Source organism: Bacteroidales bacterium, from assembly GCA_017521245.1.
Classification (GTDB): Bacteria; Bacteroidota; Bacteroidia; order Bacteroidales; family G3-4614; genus Caccoplasma_A.
Genome location: JAFXDI010000017.1, coordinates 36187 through 58648, shown reverse-complemented (window position 1 = coordinate 58648; position 22462 = coordinate 36187). Strand labels below are relative to the sequence as shown.

Here is a 22462-nt window from a genome sequence, read left to right as displayed (position 1 = left end):
GTTTCACTACCAAGAATTATTTGTTGAGGGAGTTTGCTGTAATTCTCAATATATTTGTGAGGACGGTAGTTAAATCCTGCAACATCCATTGTTGCTGCCATATTGTTGTTAACCACTGCATCGGGAGCATCCATACCTTGTGTTACTGGACGTGTTGGGTCTTCTCTGTGACAAATATCTTGTAAATATCTTGATAGTTTAGGACCTTGCTCGGGCTTCCATTGGTCTGGAACTTCATTTCCTATACACCACATTACAACGCTTGGATTGTTACGATACTGATGAATTAGATTTACTAAATCTTTCTCTACCCACTCATTCCACATTGTATTGTATCCATTTTTAACTTTAGGAGTTACCCACTCATCAAATGACTCAAGCATTAGCATCATACCCATTTCATCACAAGCTTTTACAAGTTCGGGAGCCGGCATATTGTGAGATGTTCTAATTGCATTACATCCCATATCTTTAAGTATGCGAACTTGACGGCGAATACCAGCCTCATTTGCGATACCTCCAAGAGGACCTAAATCGTGGTGGTTACATACTCCTTTAAATTGAGTACGTTCTCCATTTAAATAAAATCCTTTATTAGGAATTATTTGTATTGTCCTGAATCCGAATGTAGTAGAATATTCATCTTTAAGTGTCTCTCCTTCGTAAATCTTAGACTCTGCTGTATATAGCGTAGGTGCATCTAATGTCCAAAGAATAGGATTCTCCACTACAAAATTTTGTTCAAATATGCCACCATCAAATTTACAACCATTTTTATCGTTTGATGCAACTACGTTTCCTTTAGCATCTTTGATAACAGTTTTAATAGTGTAATCTTCAATAGTTTTATTTGCAGGCATCTCTAATTTTGTTTTCAGATTTACCTTTGCATAATCTAACTCAACTACTGGAGTTGTAATTTGAGTTCCGTAAACAGGTACATGGGCATCTTCAGTAACTACAACATGAACATTTCTGTAAAGTCCTGCGCCGGGATACCAACGTGAACTCTCTATTAGGTTTTCAAGTCTGACAGCCAAAGTAACTTTCTCTCCCTCTTTTATGAAAGGTGTAGCATCAACATTAAATGATGTGTATCCGTAAGGTCTTGAAGTTGCAAATTCTCCATTAATATATACATTTGCATGGCTCATTGCACCATCAAAGATAATAGTACATTTTTTACCCTCTTTAAATTCTGGAATATCAAAAGATATTCTATACCAACCCGGACCTACAAAAGGTAAGCCTCCTGTACGACCTGCGTGTTCCATTGCCTCTTTCTGTCCATCTTGTGTAATTGCAACATTTTGTCTGTCATTGTCAATGCTAAATGGTCCATAAATAGCCCAATCGTGTGGAACTCTTACCTCTTGCCAATTATTGTCAACAAAGTCTGTTGTTGAAAACAAACTATTGTCTTCACGTGTAAAACGCCACCCCTTCTCTAATAGAGTCTCAGTGCGAGGTGTTGCAAAGAGCATCATTGGAGAAAGCAGTAAAAGCAATGCTGCATTTCTAATTTTCTTGTAGTTCATAATATTTATTATTAGTGATTATAATTATCAAAATAGCTTTATTTGGCGAAGATAATAAAAATTATGAGTTAAATCAATATCCTTTATATTAGACAATAAAAAAAGTATGAGTTTAACCCATACTTTTCTTAATATGTAATTTCCCTTATATCTTATCGTATTCTGTCTGCTGAACGAACTAATCTTTCATCTGCTTTAATTGCCTTAACAGCAAGTATATTTAATATTACTGATATAGCAGGAAGTATTAATCCAAATGATACTGATGTGTATGTATATTCTATTAAATCTTTTATGTACCATAAATATATGGCAAAAACAGCATAAAACATTATTGAAAGGAATAGAGATATTGATGCTATCTTAATTTGTTTTATTCTGTTTTTATACATAAATATTGATATAAATAATAGTATAGCAGATAAAATTGCAATTATGGCCATTGGATAGGTTGTTATTGTTCCGCAACCTATTCCGAAGGTATTAAACAGAATAGTTTCTTGTTCACTAACTGAGAATTTTAGTAATGGAAAACAATTTGTTAATGCCATTAATAATGAAGCAATAAATAGGTATATTGTTTGAATTCTTTGTATCATGATTTATCTTTTATTAGCATTTAATATTTAGGTTATCTAATACTACACGCATTTTTTCGTATGTTGTAATACGTGTTGGAACTAAAGGCAATCTTAATTTATTGTCGATATATCCCATAGCATTAAGCATTGCTTTTACTCCTGCAGGATTACCATCTACAAATAGTAGAGAGAATAGTTCTGTAAATTCATGGTGTATTCTTAATGCACTATCGTAATCACCATTAAGAGCCAAACGCACCATTTTACCAAACTCTTTTGGGAACGCATTTCCAATTACAGAGATAACACCTACAGCACCTAACGTAATTAGAGGGAAAGTTATACCATCATCGCCAGAGATAACCATAAAATCAGCAGGTTTGTTCTTGATGATATCATCCATTTGAACAATATTTCCTGATGCCTCTTTGATTGCTACAACGTTTTTAAACTCACGAGCAATACGCAAAGTGGTTTCGGCAGTCATATTGACACCTGTTCTGCCGGGTACATTATACAGGATTATTGGCAATTCAGTTGCTTGAGCAATTGCTTTATAGTGTTGATATATGCCCTCTTGTGATGGTTTATTATAGTATGGGACAACACTTAATATAGCATCTATTCCTTCGTAGTTGTCGTTCTTTAATTGAGCGACAACGCTATTTGTACAATTTCCTCCAACGCCTAAAACAATAGGAACTCTTCCATTTACTCTTTGTTTTACAAATGAAACAACCTCTTTTTTTTCTTCGGTTGATAATGTTGGAGTTTCGGCTGTTGTACCAAGTACAACAAGATAATCTATATTGTTTTGTATTAAGTGTTCAATTAGTTTGCCGAGTGCCGTGAAGTCGATAGTTTCATCCTCTTTAAAAGGCGTTATCAATGCAACACCCAATCCTTTTAAATTAATTCTCTCCATAAAGGTCTTGTCGAATATTTCAAGATGCGAAGATAATAAATAATTTCTACTTTTACTATAACAAATTAAATAATATTAAGTACAAATATTAACTATTTGATATTAATTAACTAAGTTTACTATAACTCTCCTATCATTGATAGGAACTCGGTTTCGTTTATAACTTTAACACCAAGTTTCTGAGCTTTTTCTAATTTTGCAGGTCCCATATTTGCACCAGCCAATATGTAATCTGTTTTTGCAGAAACAGATGAAGTGTTCTTACCTCCGTGTTGTTCTATTAGTGATTTGTATTCATCTCTTGAGTGTTTCTCAAAAGTACCACTAATTACAATTGATAGTCCAGACAAAGTATCGGAAAACATTGAAATTCTCTCTTCAGAGAGTTTTAATTGTAAGCCTTCTGCTCTTAACTCCTCTATTAATGAGCGATTACGTTCATCGGCAAAATATTTAATAACACTTTCGGCTATTCTTTCGCCTATTTCATCAACGGCAACAAGTTCCTCTTTTGTTGCATTCATTAAAGAATCAATATCTTTAAAAGCGTATGCAAGTTTTTTTGCAACAGTCTCGCCAACAAATCTGATACCTATTGCATATACAACTCTTTCAAAAGGAACGTTACGAGAATTGTTTATACCATCAATTATATTTTGGGCTGATTTCATCCCCATCCTATCAAGTATGGCAATGTCCGATACTTTAAGTTTATATAAGTCTGCAACTGTTTTAACTAAACCCTCTTTGTAAAAGGCATCAACAGTCTCCTCTCCGAGTCCATCAATATTCATCGCCTTGCGACTTATAAAGTGTTCTATACGTCCTCTTATCTGAGGAGAACAACCAGACTCATTTGGACAGTAGTGTGCCGCCTCCCCCTCGTATCTAATCAATGGGGTAGCACATTCAGGACAGTTTTTAATAAATCGAACTTTATCTCCAATCAGTAGCATACGAGCATCAGTATCAACCCCTGTAATTTTGGGGATAATCTCTCCACCTTTTTCAACATACACCATATCTCCAATGTGTAAATCTAATGCCTCAATAATATCAGCATTATGTAAAGATGCTCTTTTAACAATTGTGCCTGAAAGTTGTACAGGATCAAGGTTTGCAACAGGAGTTACAGCGCCAGTTCTACCAATTTGGAACGATACGGAATTTAATCGAGTACATGCTCTTTCGGCTTGGAATTTATAAGCAATTGCCCATCGTGGAGATTTTGCTGTATAACCTAATGCTTTTTGTTGTTTAAGAGAAGCGACTTTAAATACAATACCATCTGTTGCTACCGGGAGATTTTTACGTTCACTATCCCAATAGTTTATAAAATCAATCATATCTTGCAAAGAGTGGCATATTTTAGTATCAGGAGAGATTTTAAATCCCCACTCATTAGCTATTGAAAGATTTCTATAATGGTTATCCGATGGGAGATTTTCTCCTAACATATAGTAAAGATAAGCATCCAAACCTCGTTTTGCTACAACGGCTGAGTTTTGAAGTTTTAATGTTCCAGATGCTGCATTTCGAGGATTGGCAAATAGAGGCTCGTTTTGTGATGCTCTTTCGTTATTTAGTTTTTCAAAAACTGTCCATGGCATAAGAATCTCTCCACGAATCTCAAATGATTGAGGATAATTATCACCTCTCAATTGTAAAGGTATAGAACGTATGGTTTTTACATTAGCAGTAACATCATCACCTCTTGTTCCATCACCACGAGTAACAGCCCTTATTAATCTGCCGTCTTCGTATGTTAGGGAGATTGATGTTCCGTCATATTTAAGTTCTGCAACAATTTCAAATGGCTCGTTTAATCCTTGAAGTACACGATTATAAAATGCTTCAACTTCACCAATAGTATAAGTATTACCAAGAGATAGCATAGGGTATTTATGCTCAACTTGTGTAAACCCTTCTGATATATCGCTACCTACTCTTTGTGTTGGTGAAGAGGGTGAAAAGTATTGAGGATTTTCATCTTCTAAACGTTGTAGTTTAGCAAGTAAATCATCAAACTCTTTATCGCTTATTGTAGGATTGTTACATACATAGTAGTTGTAATTATGTTCATCAATCTCTTTACGAAGACTCTCTATAATCTCTTTAACATTATCCATTGTTGCATCTTTAAATATTGTGTAAAGATACAACAAATAAACCTATAAATTAGTAAGGTTGTAAAATAATTTATCGTAGAAATGTAAGACGTTCTTTTATGTCGGTTTTATTTAATATTTGCTTTTTGAATATAAAAAATATATCTATTTTACACGCAGAGAGTCAAAAGCAGGAATTCTAATAAACCTATATAAATTGGATTCATTATATAACAAAGAAAATCGCTAACTTAATTAGTGTCTTACACTTCTACAGCACTATTAAATCAGCGATTTTCAATGAATTATACAAATATTTCTACAATAAATTGTACACTATGTATATTTTATTCTAAAGTAAATTCTTGAAGATAATTGTATATCTCTTCGTTATAACTATTAAACGAAGAAATTCTTTCACTCATTGTTTTAGTATTAGAATATGGGGCATACATCACAACAGGGCTTTTTGTAGATGAGTTATAATATTCAAGAATAACTAATTTCTCAATTTTAGGTGATGATTTTTTACCTTTATAATGAACAAAGTCAGCAGTGCTGTTATCTATTTCTAAAATAGTGTATCTTTCAGTTAAAAAACCTGCTATTTCTTCTATATATGCTTCACTACTTGTACTTTTTAAAACAACAGTAGAATAAGTCAATTTCCCACCACTAAACATATACATAATGTATGGTGCTGATGAGTTATTAGTTTTATATAACAATGAGTTACTTGTCGATGCATATGGCGTACCATATTTTGACTTTACTTGACTCATTGTTAAAAAGTCCATACAAGGTTCTGTGAAAGTTTTATATTTAGGTGTTACTTTTACCGTAATAGTATGTCCTGATTGTGAGGATATTTTTGTTTCACCTACTTTCCCTGCATAAATAACTCCATTCTTAATTGTTGCTACAAATTCATTATCAGAACTCCAATTAAGGTTCTTAACTGATGTTGTATTTCCCGAATGTGATATTTGAATAAACTCATCGGGTTTTAGCGTGTAATTATCTTTTGTTATTTTAAAGTCCGATGTAAAATAATCGCATGAATTTAGTAAGGATGCCATTACAAAAATGGCTGTTAATAGAAATACTTTTTTCATAATACTTTGTTTTATAGTTTTGTGCAATATAGCCTTATCAAATAGATAAGCAAAGCACAAAAAAAGAACGCAGTGCCTATCCACTCGTTCCGCAGGATTACCACACCCTATCTTATCAATGGAGTAAGGCACTACGTTATAAAACGCAGTACACCCTTGATAAGATTAAAATAGCCGGTCTCAGTCTATTGTGGTAATTTGCGGAACGATAAGGCTATTAATATGTATAACAATTGAGTAATTGTTATCACAAAAATACAAAACATTTTCAAATAGTCAAAGGATTATTGTATTTTAGTTTATTTCATAACTATTCATAGCAAATAAAAGAATAAATAACTGCAGATACAGAGGTTGGATTATTCACTGCATTGCTCATTGCAGAGCCACTTATGAATAATTCAACCTCTATTATTTTGAAGTCTAACTAAAAATCAACAGATAGTTTGATGTTGAATTGTCGACGAGTCAGGTAATTGGGTACTGCACTTTGTTGGTTGTATATATCAGTTACCCAATAGTATGAGTTTACATTGGTTATGTCTAATAGGTTTAGTACATCGAAACTTAACCAAATGCTATGTAGTTCTTTAAAGAATTTGCGTTTCATTACCCTGTCGTTTCCTCCTGCAAGCATACACGATGCTCCTATGTCTAATCTCTTGTATGCAGGTGTTCTAAACCATCCATCTTCTCTTCCTTTATGGGGTGCAGATTGTGGTAATCCGTCTGCTACAATTGCTCTTATGTTTACTTTAAAGCGTGGAAATTTTGGTATGTAGTCTTGGAAGAATAATGTAAACGCATATCGTTGATCAGTAGGTCGTGGTACTTTTACTCCATTTATATACTCTTGTGTACTCATCAATGAGAATCCTATCCATGAATCTACTCCGGGTACAAACTCTCCGAATAGTTTTAGGTCTAATCCTGTTGCATATCCATGAGAACTATTGCCATCGCGATACCATATACTTAAATTATCTACTTCGTATGGTATTAGGTTGTTTAATATCTTATAATATGCTTCGGCCGTAAATTTAAATGGGCGGTTTCCGAGTTTGAAAGTAAAGTCACTTCCCAATATAAAGTGTATTGACTGTTGTGATTTAATGTTTTTATTGAGTTGTACTATTACATTATTTCGGTTGTCTCTGATTGTATCACGTAACTCTTTATAGAATGGTGCTTGGTAATATATTCCTGTTGCAAAACGGAATGTTAATCGCTCTTGGAATGAGGGTATATATCCAATGGATGCTCTCGGACTAATAATAAACTCGTTATTGAAATCCCAATATGATGCTCTTACTCCTCCTGTGAATGTAAAACTTCCTGCTTTGCAATACAATTTGTATGTATCTTGGATGTAGGCAGATATACGATTTGATTTCATATCTTGGTGTGATGATATGCTTGATATTAAATCAATTCCGTTTCCAGTGTGCGGAAGTGTATATCCTGCAGAGTCGCGTGTTTCCCACTCTCTTACTCGGTCTTTTATGCGTTCATATTGATACGTTACTCCGTAATGTAGTTCGTTATTCTTTTTTAGTTTAGTTACTCCTTTTAGTGATGCTGCATATACTGCTGCATTAAGTGTGTTATTTGCGTGTTCTCGATATGCTCCATATCCTAATGTTCCTGAGGTGACTGGTTCTCCTCCGTTAATTGCAGCATCTAACTCACTTAACCAATACTCTCCGCTTATATCGTAACGTATCTCCTCATTTGTTGTGAAGGCAGATCCCATTAGAGATAGTTTTGTATGATTTGCGGGGGTGTAATCAACTGTGAATGCTCCAAAATATGATTGGAATTTATCTCTCTCCATTCCATCAAAATATACCTTAAATTCGGTAACTGAAGCGTATGTTCCATAACTTGTTGTACGCTCTTGCGGTGTGAAATTATATTTGTTTTGAGAAATGTTGCCTAATAGTGCTACCGACCATTTGTTATTGAACTTATAGGTCATATAGGTTTGGTAATCGATAAATGAGGGATCGTACTCTCCTTTTGTGTCTAATGAGCCAAGCAGTAAGGAGTTTTTCTTAAATCTAAAGCCATGAAGTTGTGTAAAGTTTTTTATTTTGCTTCCAACGGAAACGCTTGCTCCCATTAAACTTCCTGATATTGCTCCCTCAACTATTTTGGTTGGTTTGCGATATGTAATATCGAGTACCGATGACATTTTATCTCCGTACTCACTTGCAAATCCTCCTGATGAAAATCCTACTGCTCCTACCAGATCAGGGTTTATAATACTTAACCCCTCTTGTTGCCCTGAGCGAATGGTTAGTGGACGATATACTTCAATGCCGTTGATATATACTAAGTTTTCATCATAGTTTCCGCCACGAACAGAATATTGTGTACTTAACTCGTTATTTGAATGTACTCCTGGCATTGTTGTTAAGAGAGATTCAATGCTACCGCCTGTTGCATCGGGCATTAGACGTAAATCTTCGGCATCGAGGTATTCCAAAGTTGATGTTTGCTTGCGAAATTCACTAACTGATACCTCTCCTAAATCGCTATCTTTTTGATATAATCTGACGTTTAGTTTTATCTCTCCTTCCGGCTCTATTAAACGGCGTTTGACTGTTTCGTATCCTAAATATGATATGATTACCTCTGCTGTATCTCTGCTTTGTGCCTCTATTGAAAATAGTCCTTTTTCGTTAGTTAAGGCTCCGCTCATTGTTCCTGCAATTCGTACTGAAACGAACTCCATAGGTTCATTTGCTTCGTCAATTACCTTGCCAGAAACAATAAACTTTTTTGCTTCAACAACGGTTGAAACAATCATTAAACAGAGTATTATGTAATATTTTAATCGATACATTCAATTTTATTAACGTAATTTTTATCTACATATTATATATGTAAGCAATAATATTTTGTTTAAAGGTATTTATTGTAATGATAAATATTTGTTATATCTTCGTATGTCAAATTTATAAATATTAGATATGAAAGATTTTCATCAATTACTTCTTAATCGTAGAAGTTACAGAAAATATAAAGATCAAGAGTTAAAAGCTGAAGATGTAAAACTTATTCTTGAGGCTGCATTGGTTTCTCCATCATCAAAATCGACTATGGGTTGGGAATTTATTGTCGTTGAGGAGAAGGACGATTTAGAGAGGTTATCGCTTTGTAAAGAGCATGGTGCTCGTCCTATAGCTGGTTGCAAATTGGCAGTTGTTGTTACTGCTGATACTACAAAGAGTGATGTTTGGATTGAAGATGCCTCTATTGCCTCAATTATTATGCAACTACAAGCTGCTGATTTAGGTCTTGGCAGTTGTTGGATTCAAGTAAGAGAGCGTTTTACGCAAGATGGAGTATCTTCTGAAGAGTATGTTCGTGAGATGTTTGATATTCCTGAGCAGTTTGCAGTTTTGTCGGTAATAACTTTTGGTTATAAAGATGAAGAGCGTAAGCCTTACGATACTGATAAGACTCAATGGGAGAAAGTGCATATTGGTAAATGGTAAAGAGTGTTGCTATAATAGGTAGTGGTAATGTTGCTACACATTTAGCAAAAGCCATATATAAAGCAGGAGTGGAAATTAAATATGTTTACTCTCCTACTCTTGCTAATTGTAAGGCTCTTGCAAACTATGTTAATGCTACTCCTATTTATACTATTGATAGTATAATTGATGTTGATTTAATAGTTATTGCAATTAAAGATAATGCCATAAGAAACGTTATTGAAAAGTTGAGTGATAAAAATTCAATTATAGTTCACACTTCAGGTGGCGTAAATATTGAAGTTTTTGATGGAGTAGTTACAAAGTGTGGTGTTCTTTACCCTTTACAAACTTTTTCTAAAGAGAGAGAAATTGATTTTAAAAAAGTTCCACTCTTTATTGAGGCTAATAGCACAAGCGTTTTTACTGAACTTGAAGAGTTTGCTAAGAGATTATCGGAAAGCGTTATAGAGGCAGATTCACGTAGAAGAAAGATAATGCATATTGCAGCTGTCTTTGCTTGTAATTTTGTAAATCATTGCTACGATATATCTTCTCAAATTTTAGAGAAAGAAGGATTGTACTTTTCAACTCTCATGCCTTTAATTGAGGAGACAACAAAAAAGATTTCAGATATTACTCCTCATAATGCTCAAACAGGTCCTGCACGAAGAGGTGATAGTGTTGTAATGAACTCTCATTTAGAGATGATTGATTCTCCTCAAATAAAAGAGATATATAAATTGTTAAGTAAAAGTATAGCAGATAGTTATAAAGAATAGGATATTATGAGTAAAATTAATTACGACCTGACAAAAATTAAAGCATTTGCTTTTGATGTTGATGGCGTTTTATCTCCTTCAACTATTACCTTGCATCCGTCTGGAGAGCCTATGCGTATGGTGAATATTAAGGATGGATACGCTATTCAATTAGCGATTAAGTTGGGTTATAAGATTGCCATTATTACAGGAGGTCATACTCGTGCTGTTTATGAGAGATATAAAGGGTTGGGGGTGAAATTTATTTATATGTCTATTAGTAAGAAACTTCCTACTTATAAAGAGTTTAGAGACCAGTTTCATTTAAAGGATGAGGAGATTTTATATATGGGTGATGATATTCCTGATTATGAAATTATGAAGATTGTTGGTTTGCCTTGTGCTCCTGCTGATGCTGTTAGTGAGATAAAAGAGTGTGCTACTTTTATATCATATCGTAATGGTGGCGAAGGTTGTGCCAGAGAAGTTATTGAAGAGGTATTAAAGGCTCAAGGTAAATGGATGAGTGACGAGGCGTTTGGTTGGTAGTTAATGTGCTTTTATATGCTTGATAATCTTAAAAAATACGATATAATTCTTGCAAGTAACTCTCCTCGCCGTAGGGAGCTATTAACGGGATTAGGTGTTGAATTTAGGGCAATATCTCTACCAGATATTGATGAATCATACCCTGAGGAACTTAAGGGTGGAGAGATTCCTGCATTTATATCAAAACAAAAGGCATCTTCATACAAAGAGTTTATGCAAGACAATACTCTTTTAATTACTGCTGATACTATTGTTTGGGTTGGAGATAAGCAATTTGGCAAACCTGTTGATGCCGTTGATGCTAAACGTATGCTCGTTGAGTTATCCGGAAATACTCACATAGTATATACTGCTGTTACAATTTCAACTAAAAATATTGAGAAAACTTTCATCGCCGCATCAGAAGTTAAATTTGCGACTCTGACTAATGATGAAATTGATTTTTATATTGAAAACTTTGCTCCTATGGATAAAGCTGGTGCATATGGTATTCAGGAGTGGATTGGCTATGTTGGAGTTGAAAGTATAAATGGTTCGTATTTTAATGTAATGGGATTGCCAATTCAACGGTTATACAAGGAACTTAAAGAATTTTGATTTTTATCGTTTTCTATTATAATATATACCATATAATCACTATCCTCTGTAATTGGGGACAGGTTCAAATATCCGCTACTTATCTTTCTGTTTTTTAAGATTAGCGGGTATTTTGTTTTATACTCTACATCAAGAGATAATGCCTCTCCTTTATGCTTAAAATATACAACATTATATTCTCCTATTTTACCTTTATCAATATGTTTGTCGTAGAGTATTCTGGATGTTGCTCCCATATTCATTCTTAAATTTAACTCAACACAAGGGTTAATGTGATATTTATTCTCTTCATCAGAATATATCATCATATCAACACCAAAATATCCTTCATATTCAAAGCCTTTGAAAATATCTTCTAACACAGAAATTAATGATGATTTTACTTGTGATATCGAAGTTTGTGGGTTGTAACTCTTTAAGAAATCTTCAATTTCAAAATCTTCTGCTAAAATATTTCCTGAATATACTCCTTTAGTTGATTTAAACAGTGAATATCCTTTGAATGATACGTCTCCGTTTTTGCAATAAAACTCCATTGCAAAATCTATAACCTTATTCAAAAACTTTTCACATATAACTCCGCCTTGTCGGCGAATTACACCTTTTGCAAAGTGTTCAACAGGTATTTCTCTTCTGCCTAATCCCCAAGCTATTCCTTTTCCGCTTCCTGACCATGGTGCTTTTATTACCGATAGTGGCATACTACATATAAACTCTGCAACCTCTTCGGTTGATGTAATATATTGAGGTAAAGGGGGTATGTCAACTCCTCTATTTCTCAATCCTTTTAGAATCTCTATTGTTACTTTTCTATTGGATAACTCTCTTAATTTACTAATAGAATTGATCGTTAATAGTGTTTTATTGGGCAATCCCATATTTGCAAAGCGTTTGCGTATATGCAAACTCCATCCCCATGGTGTACATTTAGTAATATTATCTGCTATTGAGTTATAAATTTTGGGGAATTTGAATAATTGAGAATATTTGTTGAAATATTGAATGTGGATATTATTAGGGAGAATTACAAAATCATCTTCATCAGCAAACCACAAAGGGAGTGTTGATAAGTCGTATGCAATTTTACTTGCCGATGGAGGTGCACAATAATTTGCATTTCCATTGGCAAGTGCTAAGTCATTTTCGGGGTTGAACAGATGTAGTTGCATCTACTAATCAATCTGTTTAAAATATTAGTTTTATTATAAAACTTTGTTTGCCGTCAACTTTACCCTGTACGTAGTAAGTTATGCCCTCTTCTGTTGATTGGCGTATTTTGTAAAGTTCAACCTCTTGACCTGCAAGAACTTCATTGTCAAAGTTTACAAATAACTCCTTTAATGGTTTGCTACTTGCGTCTTCATAATCTACTATATCTAACGCCCAAACAACATATTTTACATTGTTTACATGGTTGTTTGTATCAATGTCAGACCATCTTGCTTTATGTGTTCCTGCAAATCCCAATTCATAACCTTGAGGTAATGTTATTTTATCGGCTGGTTCACTTATTGCATCCTCTTTTATACAGGTATTTTCATCTGCCAATTCAGCATTACGTGAAAGACGGCGTGTATTTAAGTCGATGATTAACCAAGATGTTGTTGCATCTATAAGAGAGTTTCCATCTGTATCTTTTAATGTAAAATCACGTAAATAAAAAAGTTTAAATGCTCCTTTATGCCATGTGTATAGTTTTACTTCGTCTCTCCATTTGGGATAGGCGTTAACTTTTAAATGAAGACGTGATAATACCCATGCGGTATTTGTTGCCATCATATTGTCAAATCCAAATCCTAAACGAGTTGCATCGGCATTTGCAGCTTCTTGCATTAAATCAAGCATTGCTGTTGGACGTAATAATTTATTAGCGTCTGCTTCATAACAGGTTACAACGCTCTCTTTTGAATATTTTTCCATATATTTATATATAAATTATGTTACAAATGTACAAAAAAATATTTTTGTGTAATTTACTTCTATCGTTGTAAACGATATTTTGACTATAAATTTGTATCTTCGCACAATATAAAATATAAAGTTATGCGTAAAAATTTTGGAGTTAAAACTTGGTTATATCCAATGCCTGTTTTTATTGTTGCAGCATATGATAAAAACAATATCCCTAATGCAATGAACGCTGCTTGGGGAGGCATATATACTGATAATATGGTTGGTATATGTTTGTCTGAAGATCATAAAACCACTCAAAATATTCTTGAGTCAAAAGCATTTACCGTTAGTATGGCTACTGCAAACCAAGTAGTGGCTTGTGATTACGTTGGTATTGTGTCGGGTAATAATGAACCAGATAAGTTTAATAAAGCGGGATTTAGTGCTGTTAAATCAGAATTTGTCAACGCCCCTATTATTGAACAGTTACCTATGTGTCTGGAGTGTGAACTTGTTTCGTACGATTCAGATTCATGCTATATGATTGGTAAAATTATTAATATATCGGTAGATGATAGTATTATTAATGAAAATGGCAAGATTGATGTTCAAAAACTTCAACCTATAACATACGATCCATGTAATCACGACTATATTGCATTAGGAGAGAAAGTTGGCAACGCCTTTTCTGATGGTAAAAATTTGAAATAATTTTGATGAAAAGAGTTAGAATTACTGTTAAAAGAATGGCTTGTTACAGGGATTTAATGAGCGAATATGAAAATCCTATTGAACATGCTTGTGATATGAAATTGGGTCAATCTTTTATTGTGGAGGATTGTGCCAAACCCGATGGTATGTGTGATAGTGCATGGGAGAGTATGTTGCCTTTCGTGAAAGAACTTGCCTCTGGTGGCGGTAACTTTTATGATGGGTGGATGAAGGACCCATACTCTGCCATGATTTCGTGTAACGATGGATTTAGACCTGTAAGTTTTTATATTGAGGTTGTAGAGTAGTAATAAAAAACAACCTTGTAATTAATATTCCTATTTCTTATCTCCTACTTTTTATCTAATTTTGTAATGATGTGCATTTAAGTAATAATGAGTATTGATATGAGTAAAAATATAAGTGAAGATAATATTTTTATTAAGGGTGCGAGAGTTAACAATTTAAAAAATATTGATGTTGAGATTCCGCGTGATAAATTTATTGTTGTTACAGGAGTGTCGGGATCGGGTAAAACCTCTCTCGCTTTTGATACTTTATATGCTGAAGGTCAACGCAGATATGTTGAGAGCCTTTCTTCATACGCACGTCAGTTTTTAGGAAGGATAAGTAAACCTGAATGTGACTATATTATTGGCATTCCTCCTGCTATTGCAATTGAGCAGAAGGTTAGCACTCGTAATGCTCGTTCAACGGTTGGAACATCAACAGAAATTTATGATTATTTGAGAATGTTATTTGGTAGAATTGGTCATACTTATTCTCCAATATCAGGTGTTGAGGTCAAGAAACACGATTCTGATGATATAGTAAAATGTATGCTCTCCTACCCTAAAGGTACACGTTTTATATTAATGACTCCTCTTAAAGAGTGTAAGGATGATGAAGCACGAGGCTATCTTGAACGTCTTCAAAAAGAGGGTTTTTCAAGAATTATTGCCGATAATAATATTACTCCTATCTCAAATATAATTGAGGATAATAAAATTGATCTAAAAGGTTGCTATCTTGTTATTGACCGTATGTCGGCAAGTGATGCAAAAGATGTTATTAGCAGAGTTGTTGATTCATCTGAGATTGCTTTCTTTGAGAGTAATGGTGAGTGTATCTTGCGTTTTTATACTAATGAAGGAGAGATTGACCATAAGTTCTCAAAACATTTTGAGGCCGATGGAATTATTTTTCAAGAGCCTAATGATTTAATGTTTAATTATAATTCTCCAATTGGTGCTTGTCCTAAATGCGAGGGTTATGGTATGGTTGTGGGAGTTGATGAAAATTTAGTTATTCCTAATAAAGCTCTATCAGTATATAACGATGCTGTATTTTGTTGGAGAGGCGATAAAATGAGTGAATGGAAAAATGATTTTATTCTTAAAGCGGATAAATATAATTTTCCAATTCATAAGCCTTATTACGAACTTAGTCAGTCTCAAAAAGATTTACTATGGCATGGCAATGATGAGATATATGGTATAGATTCGTTTTTTAAAATGGTTGAATCTAATCTGTATAAAGTACAATATCGCGTAATGCTATCAAGATATAGAGGTAAAACTTTATGTCCTGTGTGTAAAGGAGCAAGACTTAAACCTGATGCCCTATATGTAAAAGTTGGTGGTAAGAATATTGCGGAACTAACACATATGTCTATTTCTGAATTGAGTCGTTTTTTTAATGAGATTCAATTGTCGGAATATGATATGGATATTGCAAAACGCCTTTTGGTTGAGATTAAAACAAGATTGCAATTTTTGATTGATGTTGGATTAAGCTATTTAACATTGGATAGGTTGTCTTCAACTTTGTCAGGAGGAGAAAGTCAACGAATCAATCTTGCAACTTCGTTAGGAAGTAGTCTTGTTGGCTCTCTATATATTTTAGATGAACCATCTATTGGTTTACATTCTCGCGATACTGAGTGCTTAATAAAAGTCTTACGTCAATTGCAAAGTTTAGGAAATACGGTTGTTGTTGTTGAACACGATGAAGATATTATTCGTAAGGCTGATTATATAATAGATATTGGCCCCGACGCCGGTAGATTAGGCGGTGAGGTTGTTTATCAGGGAGAAATGAGCGGATTGAAAAATAACTCACAAAGTTATACTGTTAAATACCTTACAGGAGAAGAGAAAATACCTGTCCCCCACTTCCGCAGGAAATGGAATAATTTTATCTCTATTAAAGGTGCTGCTCACAATAACCTCAAAGGTATTGATGTTGATTTTCCTTTAAACGTATTTACTGTTATTACAGGTGTATCAGGTTCGGGCAAATCCTCACTGATAAGAGATACTTTTTACAGAGCATTATGCCGTTATTACGATAAAGAGAGCGACGCTCCTGGTGCTATGTTGTCACTTGAAGGTGATATGAACTTAATGCATGGTATTGAGTTTGTTGATCAAAATCCTATCGGTAAATCAACACGTTCTAATCCTGCTACTTATCTCAAAGCATTTGACGAGATACGACGCTTATATGCCGACCAACAAGCTGCAAAACAACTCGGATACTCTGCAGGATATTTCTCTTTTAATATTGAAGGAGGAAGATGCGAAGAGTGCAAGGGAGAAGGCGTTATTACAGTTGAGATGCAGTTTATGGCAGATATAACACTTGTGTGTGAAAGTTGTAATGGCAAACGATATAAGAGTGATGTATTAGAAATTGAATATAGAGGCAAAAATATCAGTGATATTTTGGATATGACAATTAATCAAGCCATAGAATTCTTCTCAGAAACAAATGGTACATACGAAAAAAAGATTGTTAAGAAACTATTGCCTCTTCAAACCGTAGGTTTAGGTTATCTAAAGATGGGACAATCCTCTTCTACTCTTTCGGGTGGTGAGAGTCAAAGAATTAAACTTGCAGCATTTCTATCAAATGAGGCTCTTGCACCAACAATATTTATATTTGATGAACCAACAACAGGTCTACATATGCATGATGTCAAACGACTAATTTCTGTATTTAACAAGTTAGTTTCTAAAGGTCATACAGTTATTGTTATTGAGCATAATATGGACGTTATTAAATGTGCTGACCATATTATTGATTTAGGTCCTGAGGGTGGAGATAATGGTGGCAATGTTGTGTGTGTTGGTACTCCGGAAGAGATTGCTGAATGTGCAAATTCTTATACAGGCAAATTCCTTAAAGAAAAATTATAATCTTTATCTTATAAAATATTTTAAGTGATTACGTTGTAATGGCCAACAACCATTACTGCTATTTAGTATGTTTTAAAGTCTATTATTATAAAAACATAGTCAATGACTTTAAACCATATAATAACAGTTTTGTCATAGATTAATTACAATGAATGTTTATTTTGATAAGAGTTGTTAAATTAATATACATTGCGGTTAAAATAGTTTAAAACAATAATTTTTGACAAATTTTGCACGTTAATTGCATAGTATATTTATGAAATTCATTAATACATTAAATCTAAAATTATGAGTAATTATGGTAAAATGCTTTTGAGTTTAACGGCTGTTGCACTTATCAGTTCAAGTGTATCTATTGGAGCATACGCTATACTCAATGAAAAAAGCACAGAAGAGAGTGTTAGTTTTGTTAATAATGGAGTTGATGTTAATGGTAAATTTGTTAATGTTTCAAATGTGCCTAATCAATTTGTAGATTTTACAGGCGTTGCAGAAATGAGCGTAAATGCAGTAGTAAGTATTCGCTCAACAGTTACACCTAAGACTTCGCGAAGAGTACCTCAAATGCAAGATCCGTTCTTTGAGTTCTTTTTTGGGGATCATTTTAATTCACAACCTACTCCTCAGCCTCAAAGCGGTTTAGGCTCCGGTGTTATTATTAGTAGGGATGGATATATTATTACTAATAATCACGTAATTGATGGAGCTGACAAAATAGAGGTGACTCTTAATGATAAACGTATGTTTAACGCAGCGGTCATTGGTGCTGACCCATCAACCGATTTAGCCCTATTAAAAATTGACAGTAACGATTTACCAATGCTATCTTTTGGTAATTCAGACTTACTGAGAGTTGGTGAATGGGTATTAGCCGTTGGTAATCCAATGGGCTTAAATTCAACTGTTACTGCTGGTATTGTTAGTGCAAAAGGAAGAAGTATTGGTGCTGGAAAATCAATGTCTATTGAGTCATATATTCAAACAGATGCGGCTGTAAACCCTGGTAATAGTGGTGGTGCTCTTGTGAATGCAAATGGAGAGTTAGTAGGCATTAATACAATGATTTTATCTCAAACTGGCAGCTATATTGGTTATTCATTTGCGGTTCCTTCAAATATTGCTATTAAGATTGTAAATGATTTAAAAGAGTATGGTGCAGTTCAGCGTGCATTACTTGGCGTTACTATTATTGAAATGAATGCCGATTTGGCTAAAGATAAAGATATTGATTTTGTCAATGGCGTTTATATAGAATCTGTTGCAGATAGAAGTTCTGCTAAAGAAGCAGGTTTGAAGAAAGGAGATATTATAACAGCAATTGATGGAGTTCAAACTTACTCATCATCAAAACTTCAAGAGCAGATTAGTTTGCATCATCCGGGAGACAAAATTATTGTAACTATAAATCGCGATGGAAAAACTAAGGATATTGAGGTCGTATTAAAAAATCAACAAGGCGATACTTCTATTACAAAACCTTCAGATTTTAATATTTTAGGTGTAGAGTTATCTGAACTTTCAAATGATGCTAAAAATAAATATGGTATCTCATGTGGAGTTGAAGTGTCAAGTATAAAAGAGGGAAAATTCAAACAGGTTGGAATATCAAAAGGATTTATTATCCTAAATATTAATGGTGAGGTTATAAACTCAGCAAAGGACGTTGAAAGAATATATAATTCAATTAAAAATTCATCAAATAGAGATCAGGTAATGTTTATCTCAGGAATGTATTCAAATAAACGAAATGCATATTATGCTGTTGATATATCTGATAATGATGAAAAATAATAAACTGAATAACAGCAGAGAGGTTTCTTTCTGCTGTTATTAATTGTTTAAAATTAAGAATAAACATTTTTATATTTATAGAATACTTATTTTTAGTCAGTTATAAAAACAATTACCTGATAATTACGTTTTAGGGTTTGTAAATTGCTGATTATAAATAATATTTTCTCCTTTTTATCGTTTAATGATTATAGTAAGGAGAAATTTATTTTGCACCTTTTTTACTGAAAATTTGAATTTTTTCAAAAGAATTACTATATCAATAAAAAAATAAAGATTTTTTTACAAAACTATTTTATATCTAAAAATATTAAGGTATATTTGCGACTTAAATTCAATTTTTTGAAATGAGACAACTAAAGATTACTAAATCTATTACAAATCGCGAAAGCGCTTCGCTTGACAAGTATTTGCAAGAGATTGGACGTGAGGAACTTATTACTGTAGAGGAAGAGGTTGAGTTGGCTGCTAAAATTAGAAAAGGCGATAGAGCGGCTCTTGATAAATTAACAAGAGCAAATTTACGCTTTGTCGTATCAGTTGCTAAGCAGTACCAAAACCAAGGACTCTCCCTACCCGACCTTATCAACGAAGGAAATCTCGGTCTAATTAAAGCAGCAGAGAAGTTTGACGAAACGCGAGGATTTAAGTTTATTTCTTATGCTGTCTGGTGGATTCGCCAATCTATATTACAGGCATTGGCTGAACAATCAAGAATTGTACGCCTTCCTCTCAACCAAGTAGGCTCGCTAAACAAAATTAGTAAAGCATTCTCTCGTTTTGAGCAAGACAATGAGCGTCGTCCTTCAGTGGAAGAGTTGGCAGAACAACTTGATATGCCTGTTGATAAGATTGCTGATACAATGAAAGTTTCAGGACGTCACATCTCTGTTGACGCACCTTTTGTTGAAGGTGAAGATAACAGTTTGTTAGACGTACTTGTAAATGATGATTCTCCAAATGCTGACAGACCTTTGATTAACGAATCATTATCGAAAGAGATTGATAGAGCTTTAGGCACACTGACTCAACGCGAAAGTGAAATCGTTAAAATGTTCTTTGGAATAGGTTGCCAAGAGATGACTCTTGAGGAGATTGGAGATAAATTTGGATTAACACGTGAACGTGTTCGCCAAATCAAAGAGAAAGCAATCCGCCGTTTAAGACAAAATTCGAGAAGTATTCATCTAAAGCCATTTCTCGGTTAAAGTTTTTGTTAAAAATTTAAATTGATATTGACTGCCGAATTATTTCGGCAGTTTTTTTATATATTGAATTATATTTATAATGTATATTCTTTATTTAATAAATTGGCAAGAAAAAACATTTAAATTATCTATTGAATATAATTGATAATAGACATAGATTATTCTTATAATTTTTAAGCAAATTAGCGTTTATAAAAATAATTAATAATTATATAGTATTTTTTTCTATTTTTATTTTGGAAATAAGAACATTATTCTTATCTTTGCATAGTGTTAATAGGAAATGATATTTAACAATAGTATTAACACTCTAAAAATGTACTGAATATGAATAATTTATATATTATATCTCTAATTAACCTGCCTCTATTGATTGGAAAACGATAGGGAGTGAGATATTATATGTGTATTATTACCACGCAAAAACCTTTCTCACTCCACGTGCGGAAGGTTTTTTTAATTAAAGATTAAGATTAAATAATTAATTATAAAATATTAAGAAACTATGTCAGACAGACTATTTATTTTTGATACAACCTTAAGAGATGGCGAACAAGTACCCGGATGCCAATTAAATACAGTTGAAAAGATTCAAGTAGCAAAAGCATTAGAGACATTAGGTGTTGATGTTATTGAGGCAGGATTTCCTGTTTCAAGTCCTGGAGACTTTAAGTCTGTAGTTGAAATATCAAAGGCTGTTACATGGCCAACAATATGTGCGTTAACTCGTGCAGTCGAGAAAGATATTGATGCTGCTGCTGAGGCTTTGAAATATGCTAAGCGTAAACGTATTCATACAGGTATTGGTACATCTGATTATCATATTAAATACAAATTCAACTCTACTCGTGAAGAGATTATAGAACGAGCTATTGCCTGTGTTAAATATGCAAAGAAATATGTTGAAGATGTTCAATTCTATGCAGAAGATGCCGGACGCACTGATAATGAGTATCTTGCAAGAGTTGTTGAGGCTGTTGTAAAAGCTGGAGCAACTGTAATTAATATTCCTGACACAACAGGTTATTGCTTACCAGAAGATTTTGGTAAAAAAATTCTTTATCTAAAAGAGAATGTTAAAGGAATAGATAATGTTGTTATTGCTACTCACTGCCATAATGACCTTGGTATGGCTACCGCAAATACAGTTTCAGGTATTTTGAATGGTGCAAGACAAGCAGAAGTTACAATAAATGGTATTGGTGAGCGTGCAGGAAATACTTCTCTTGAAGAGGTAGTTATGACCTTTAAAAGTCATAATAAAGGTATTGAAACAAATATTAATACTCAAAAGATATATTCTACAAGCCGTATGGTTTCAAGTATGATGAATATGCCTGTTCAACCTAACAAGGCAATTGTTGGAAGAAATGCTTTTGCCCACTCTTCTGGTATTCATCAAGATGGTGTTTTAAAGAATAGAGAAAACTATGAGATTATAGACCCTAAAGATGTTGGTATTGATGAAAATTCAATAGTATTAACTGCTCGTAGTGGTAGAGCAGCTCTTAAACATCGCTTAAATGTTCTTGGTGTTGAACTTAATCAAGAGGATTTGGATAAAGCATACGCAGAATTCCTTGCATTGGCAGACCGTAAGAAAGATATTAATGATGATGATATTCTAATGTTAGTTGGTAAGAGTCGCGGAGAAAAGGCTCGTATCTCAATTGATTACCTTCAAGTGACTTCGGGTATAGATGTCCGTTCGGTTGCAAGTATTGGTTTGTCAATAGCAGGTGAGAAATTTGAAGCGGCTGCATCTGGTAATGGTCCTGTTGATGCCGCAATTAATGCTATCAAGAATATTATTCACAGAAATATGACTGTTGAAGAGTTCTTAATTCAAGCAATTACAAAGGGAAGCGATGATACAGGTAAAGTTCACATGACAGTATCATATAACAATGAAAGTTATTATGGTTTTGGTGCTAACACCGATATTGTAGCTGCTTCGGCTGAAGCATTTATTGATGCAATTAACAAATTTATTAGATAATAAA

At 33.7% G+C, this 22462-nt stretch carries 18 protein-coding genes; 10 read left to right on the top strand and 8 right to left on the bottom strand.

The window, feature by feature from the left end; translation table 11 throughout:
- From IKK64_03835 to IKK64_03810, 6 genes are all read right to left on the bottom strand, one after another.
- A partial coding sequence (locus IKK64_03835; protein MBR4119191.1) for a beta-galactosidase occupies positions 1-1538 on the bottom strand: 1538 nt, incomplete at its 3' end.
- Between the two features lie 152 nt (positions 1539-1690).
- A complete protein-coding gene (locus IKK64_03830) occupies positions 1691-2137 on the bottom strand; it encodes a DUF4293 domain-containing protein (GenBank protein ID MBR4119190.1) in 447 nt (148 codons plus the stop codon).
- A 13-nt stretch (positions 2138-2150) separates the two neighbouring features.
- A complete protein-coding gene (locus tag IKK64_03825) occupies positions 2151-3044 on the bottom strand; it encodes a 4-hydroxy-tetrahydrodipicolinate synthase (GenBank protein ID MBR4119189.1) in 894 nt (297 codons plus the stop codon).
- A gap of 119 nt (positions 3045-3163) precedes the next feature.
- Positions 3164-5173: an NAD-dependent DNA ligase LigA gene (ligA, locus tag IKK64_03820; protein ID MBR4119188.1), complete on the bottom strand. Its 2010-nt coding sequence runs from the start codon at positions 5171-5173 to the stop codon at positions 3164-3166.
- Positions 5174-5499: 326 nt separating this feature from the next.
- Positions 5500-6231: a hypothetical protein gene (locus tag IKK64_03815; GenBank protein ID MBR4119187.1), complete on the bottom strand. Its 732-nt coding sequence runs from the start codon at positions 6229-6231 to the stop codon at positions 5500-5502.
- Positions 6232-6694: 463 nt separating this feature from the next.
- Positions 6695-9115: a TonB-dependent receptor gene (locus IKK64_03810; GenBank protein MBR4119186.1), complete on the bottom strand. Its 2421-nt coding sequence runs from the start codon at positions 9113-9115 to the stop codon at positions 6695-6697.
- 127 nt (positions 9116-9242) lie between these two features.
- On the opposite strand from IKK64_03810, the gene IKK64_03805 reads away from it, so the two are divergent.
- Genes IKK64_03805 through maf form a run of 4 tightly spaced genes read left to right on the top strand, consistent with a single transcriptional unit; the run spans position 9243 to position 11656 of the window.
- Complete coding sequence (locus IKK64_03805) at positions 9243-9770, top strand: nitroreductase family protein (GenBank protein MBR4119185.1); 528 nt, start codon at positions 9243-9245, stop codon at positions 9768-9770.
- Positions 9764-10531 (top strand): DUF2520 domain-containing protein, encoded by a 768-nt coding sequence (locus IKK64_03800; GenBank protein ID MBR4119184.1) that lies wholly within the window; start codon positions 9764-9766, stop codon positions 10529-10531. The genes IKK64_03805 and IKK64_03800 overlap by 7 nt, the downstream gene beginning before the upstream one ends.
- 6 nt (positions 10532-10537) lie before the next feature.
- Positions 10538-11059, top strand: a complete 522-nt coding sequence (locus tag IKK64_03795) for an HAD-IIIA family hydrolase (protein ID MBR4119183.1) — start codon at positions 10538-10540, stop codon at positions 11057-11059.
- A 15-nt stretch (positions 11060-11074) separates the two neighbouring features.
- Positions 11075-11656: a septum formation protein Maf gene (gene maf / locus IKK64_03790; GenBank protein MBR4119182.1), complete on the top strand. Its 582-nt coding sequence runs from the start codon at positions 11075-11077 to the stop codon at positions 11654-11656.
- Here maf and IKK64_03785 read toward each other — a convergent pair.
- Together IKK64_03785 and IKK64_03780 are read right to left on the bottom strand one after the other, a co-directional pair.
- Positions 11623-12825 carry a hypothetical protein gene (locus tag IKK64_03785; protein MBR4119181.1) on the bottom strand — a complete coding sequence of 401 codons (1203 nt, stop codon included), beginning with the start codon at positions 12823-12825 and terminating at the stop codon, positions 11623-11625. The genes maf and IKK64_03785 overlap by 34 nt on opposite strands.
- A gap of 16 nt (positions 12826-12841) precedes the next feature.
- Entirely contained in the window at positions 12842-13576 is a 735-nt protein-coding gene (locus IKK64_03780; GenBank protein MBR4119180.1) for a hypothetical protein, read from the bottom strand.
- A gap of 123 nt (positions 13577-13699) precedes the next feature.
- Here IKK64_03780 and IKK64_03775 point away from each other — a divergent pair, with 123 nt between their 5' ends.
- The 6 genes from IKK64_03775 (at position 13700) to IKK64_03750 (ending at position 22458) form a co-directional block, all read left to right on the top strand.
- Positions 13700-14260 carry a flavin reductase family protein gene (locus IKK64_03775; GenBank protein MBR4119179.1) on the top strand — a complete coding sequence of 187 codons (561 nt, stop codon included), beginning with the start codon at positions 13700-13702 and terminating at the stop codon, positions 14258-14260.
- Positions 14261-14265: 5 nt separating this feature from the next.
- The gene (locus IKK64_03770) at positions 14266-14568 is read left to right on the top strand and encodes a TIGR04076 family protein (GenBank protein MBR4119178.1); all 303 of its coding nucleotides are present in this window, start codon (positions 14266-14268) and stop codon (positions 14566-14568) included.
- A gap of 111 nt (positions 14569-14679) precedes the next feature.
- Positions 14680-17460, top strand: a complete 2781-nt coding sequence (gene uvrA / locus IKK64_03765; GenBank protein MBR4119177.1) for an excinuclease ABC subunit UvrA — start codon at positions 14680-14682, stop codon at positions 17458-17460.
- Between the two features lie 288 nt (positions 17461-17748).
- A complete protein-coding gene (locus IKK64_03760; GenBank protein ID MBR4119176.1) occupies positions 17749-19251 on the top strand; it encodes a Do family serine endopeptidase in 1503 nt (500 codons plus the stop codon).
- Between the two features lie 347 nt (positions 19252-19598).
- The gene (locus IKK64_03755; GenBank protein ID MBR4119175.1) at positions 19599-20459 is read left to right on the top strand and encodes an RNA polymerase sigma factor RpoD/SigA; all 861 of its coding nucleotides are present in this window, start codon (positions 19599-19601) and stop codon (positions 20457-20459) included.
- 505 nt (positions 20460-20964) lie between these two features.
- On the top strand, positions 20965-22458 hold the full coding sequence (locus IKK64_03750; protein MBR4119174.1) for a 2-isopropylmalate synthase: 1494 nt from the start codon (positions 20965-20967) through the stop codon (positions 22456-22458).
- Positions 22459-22462 lie beyond the last annotated feature (4 nt).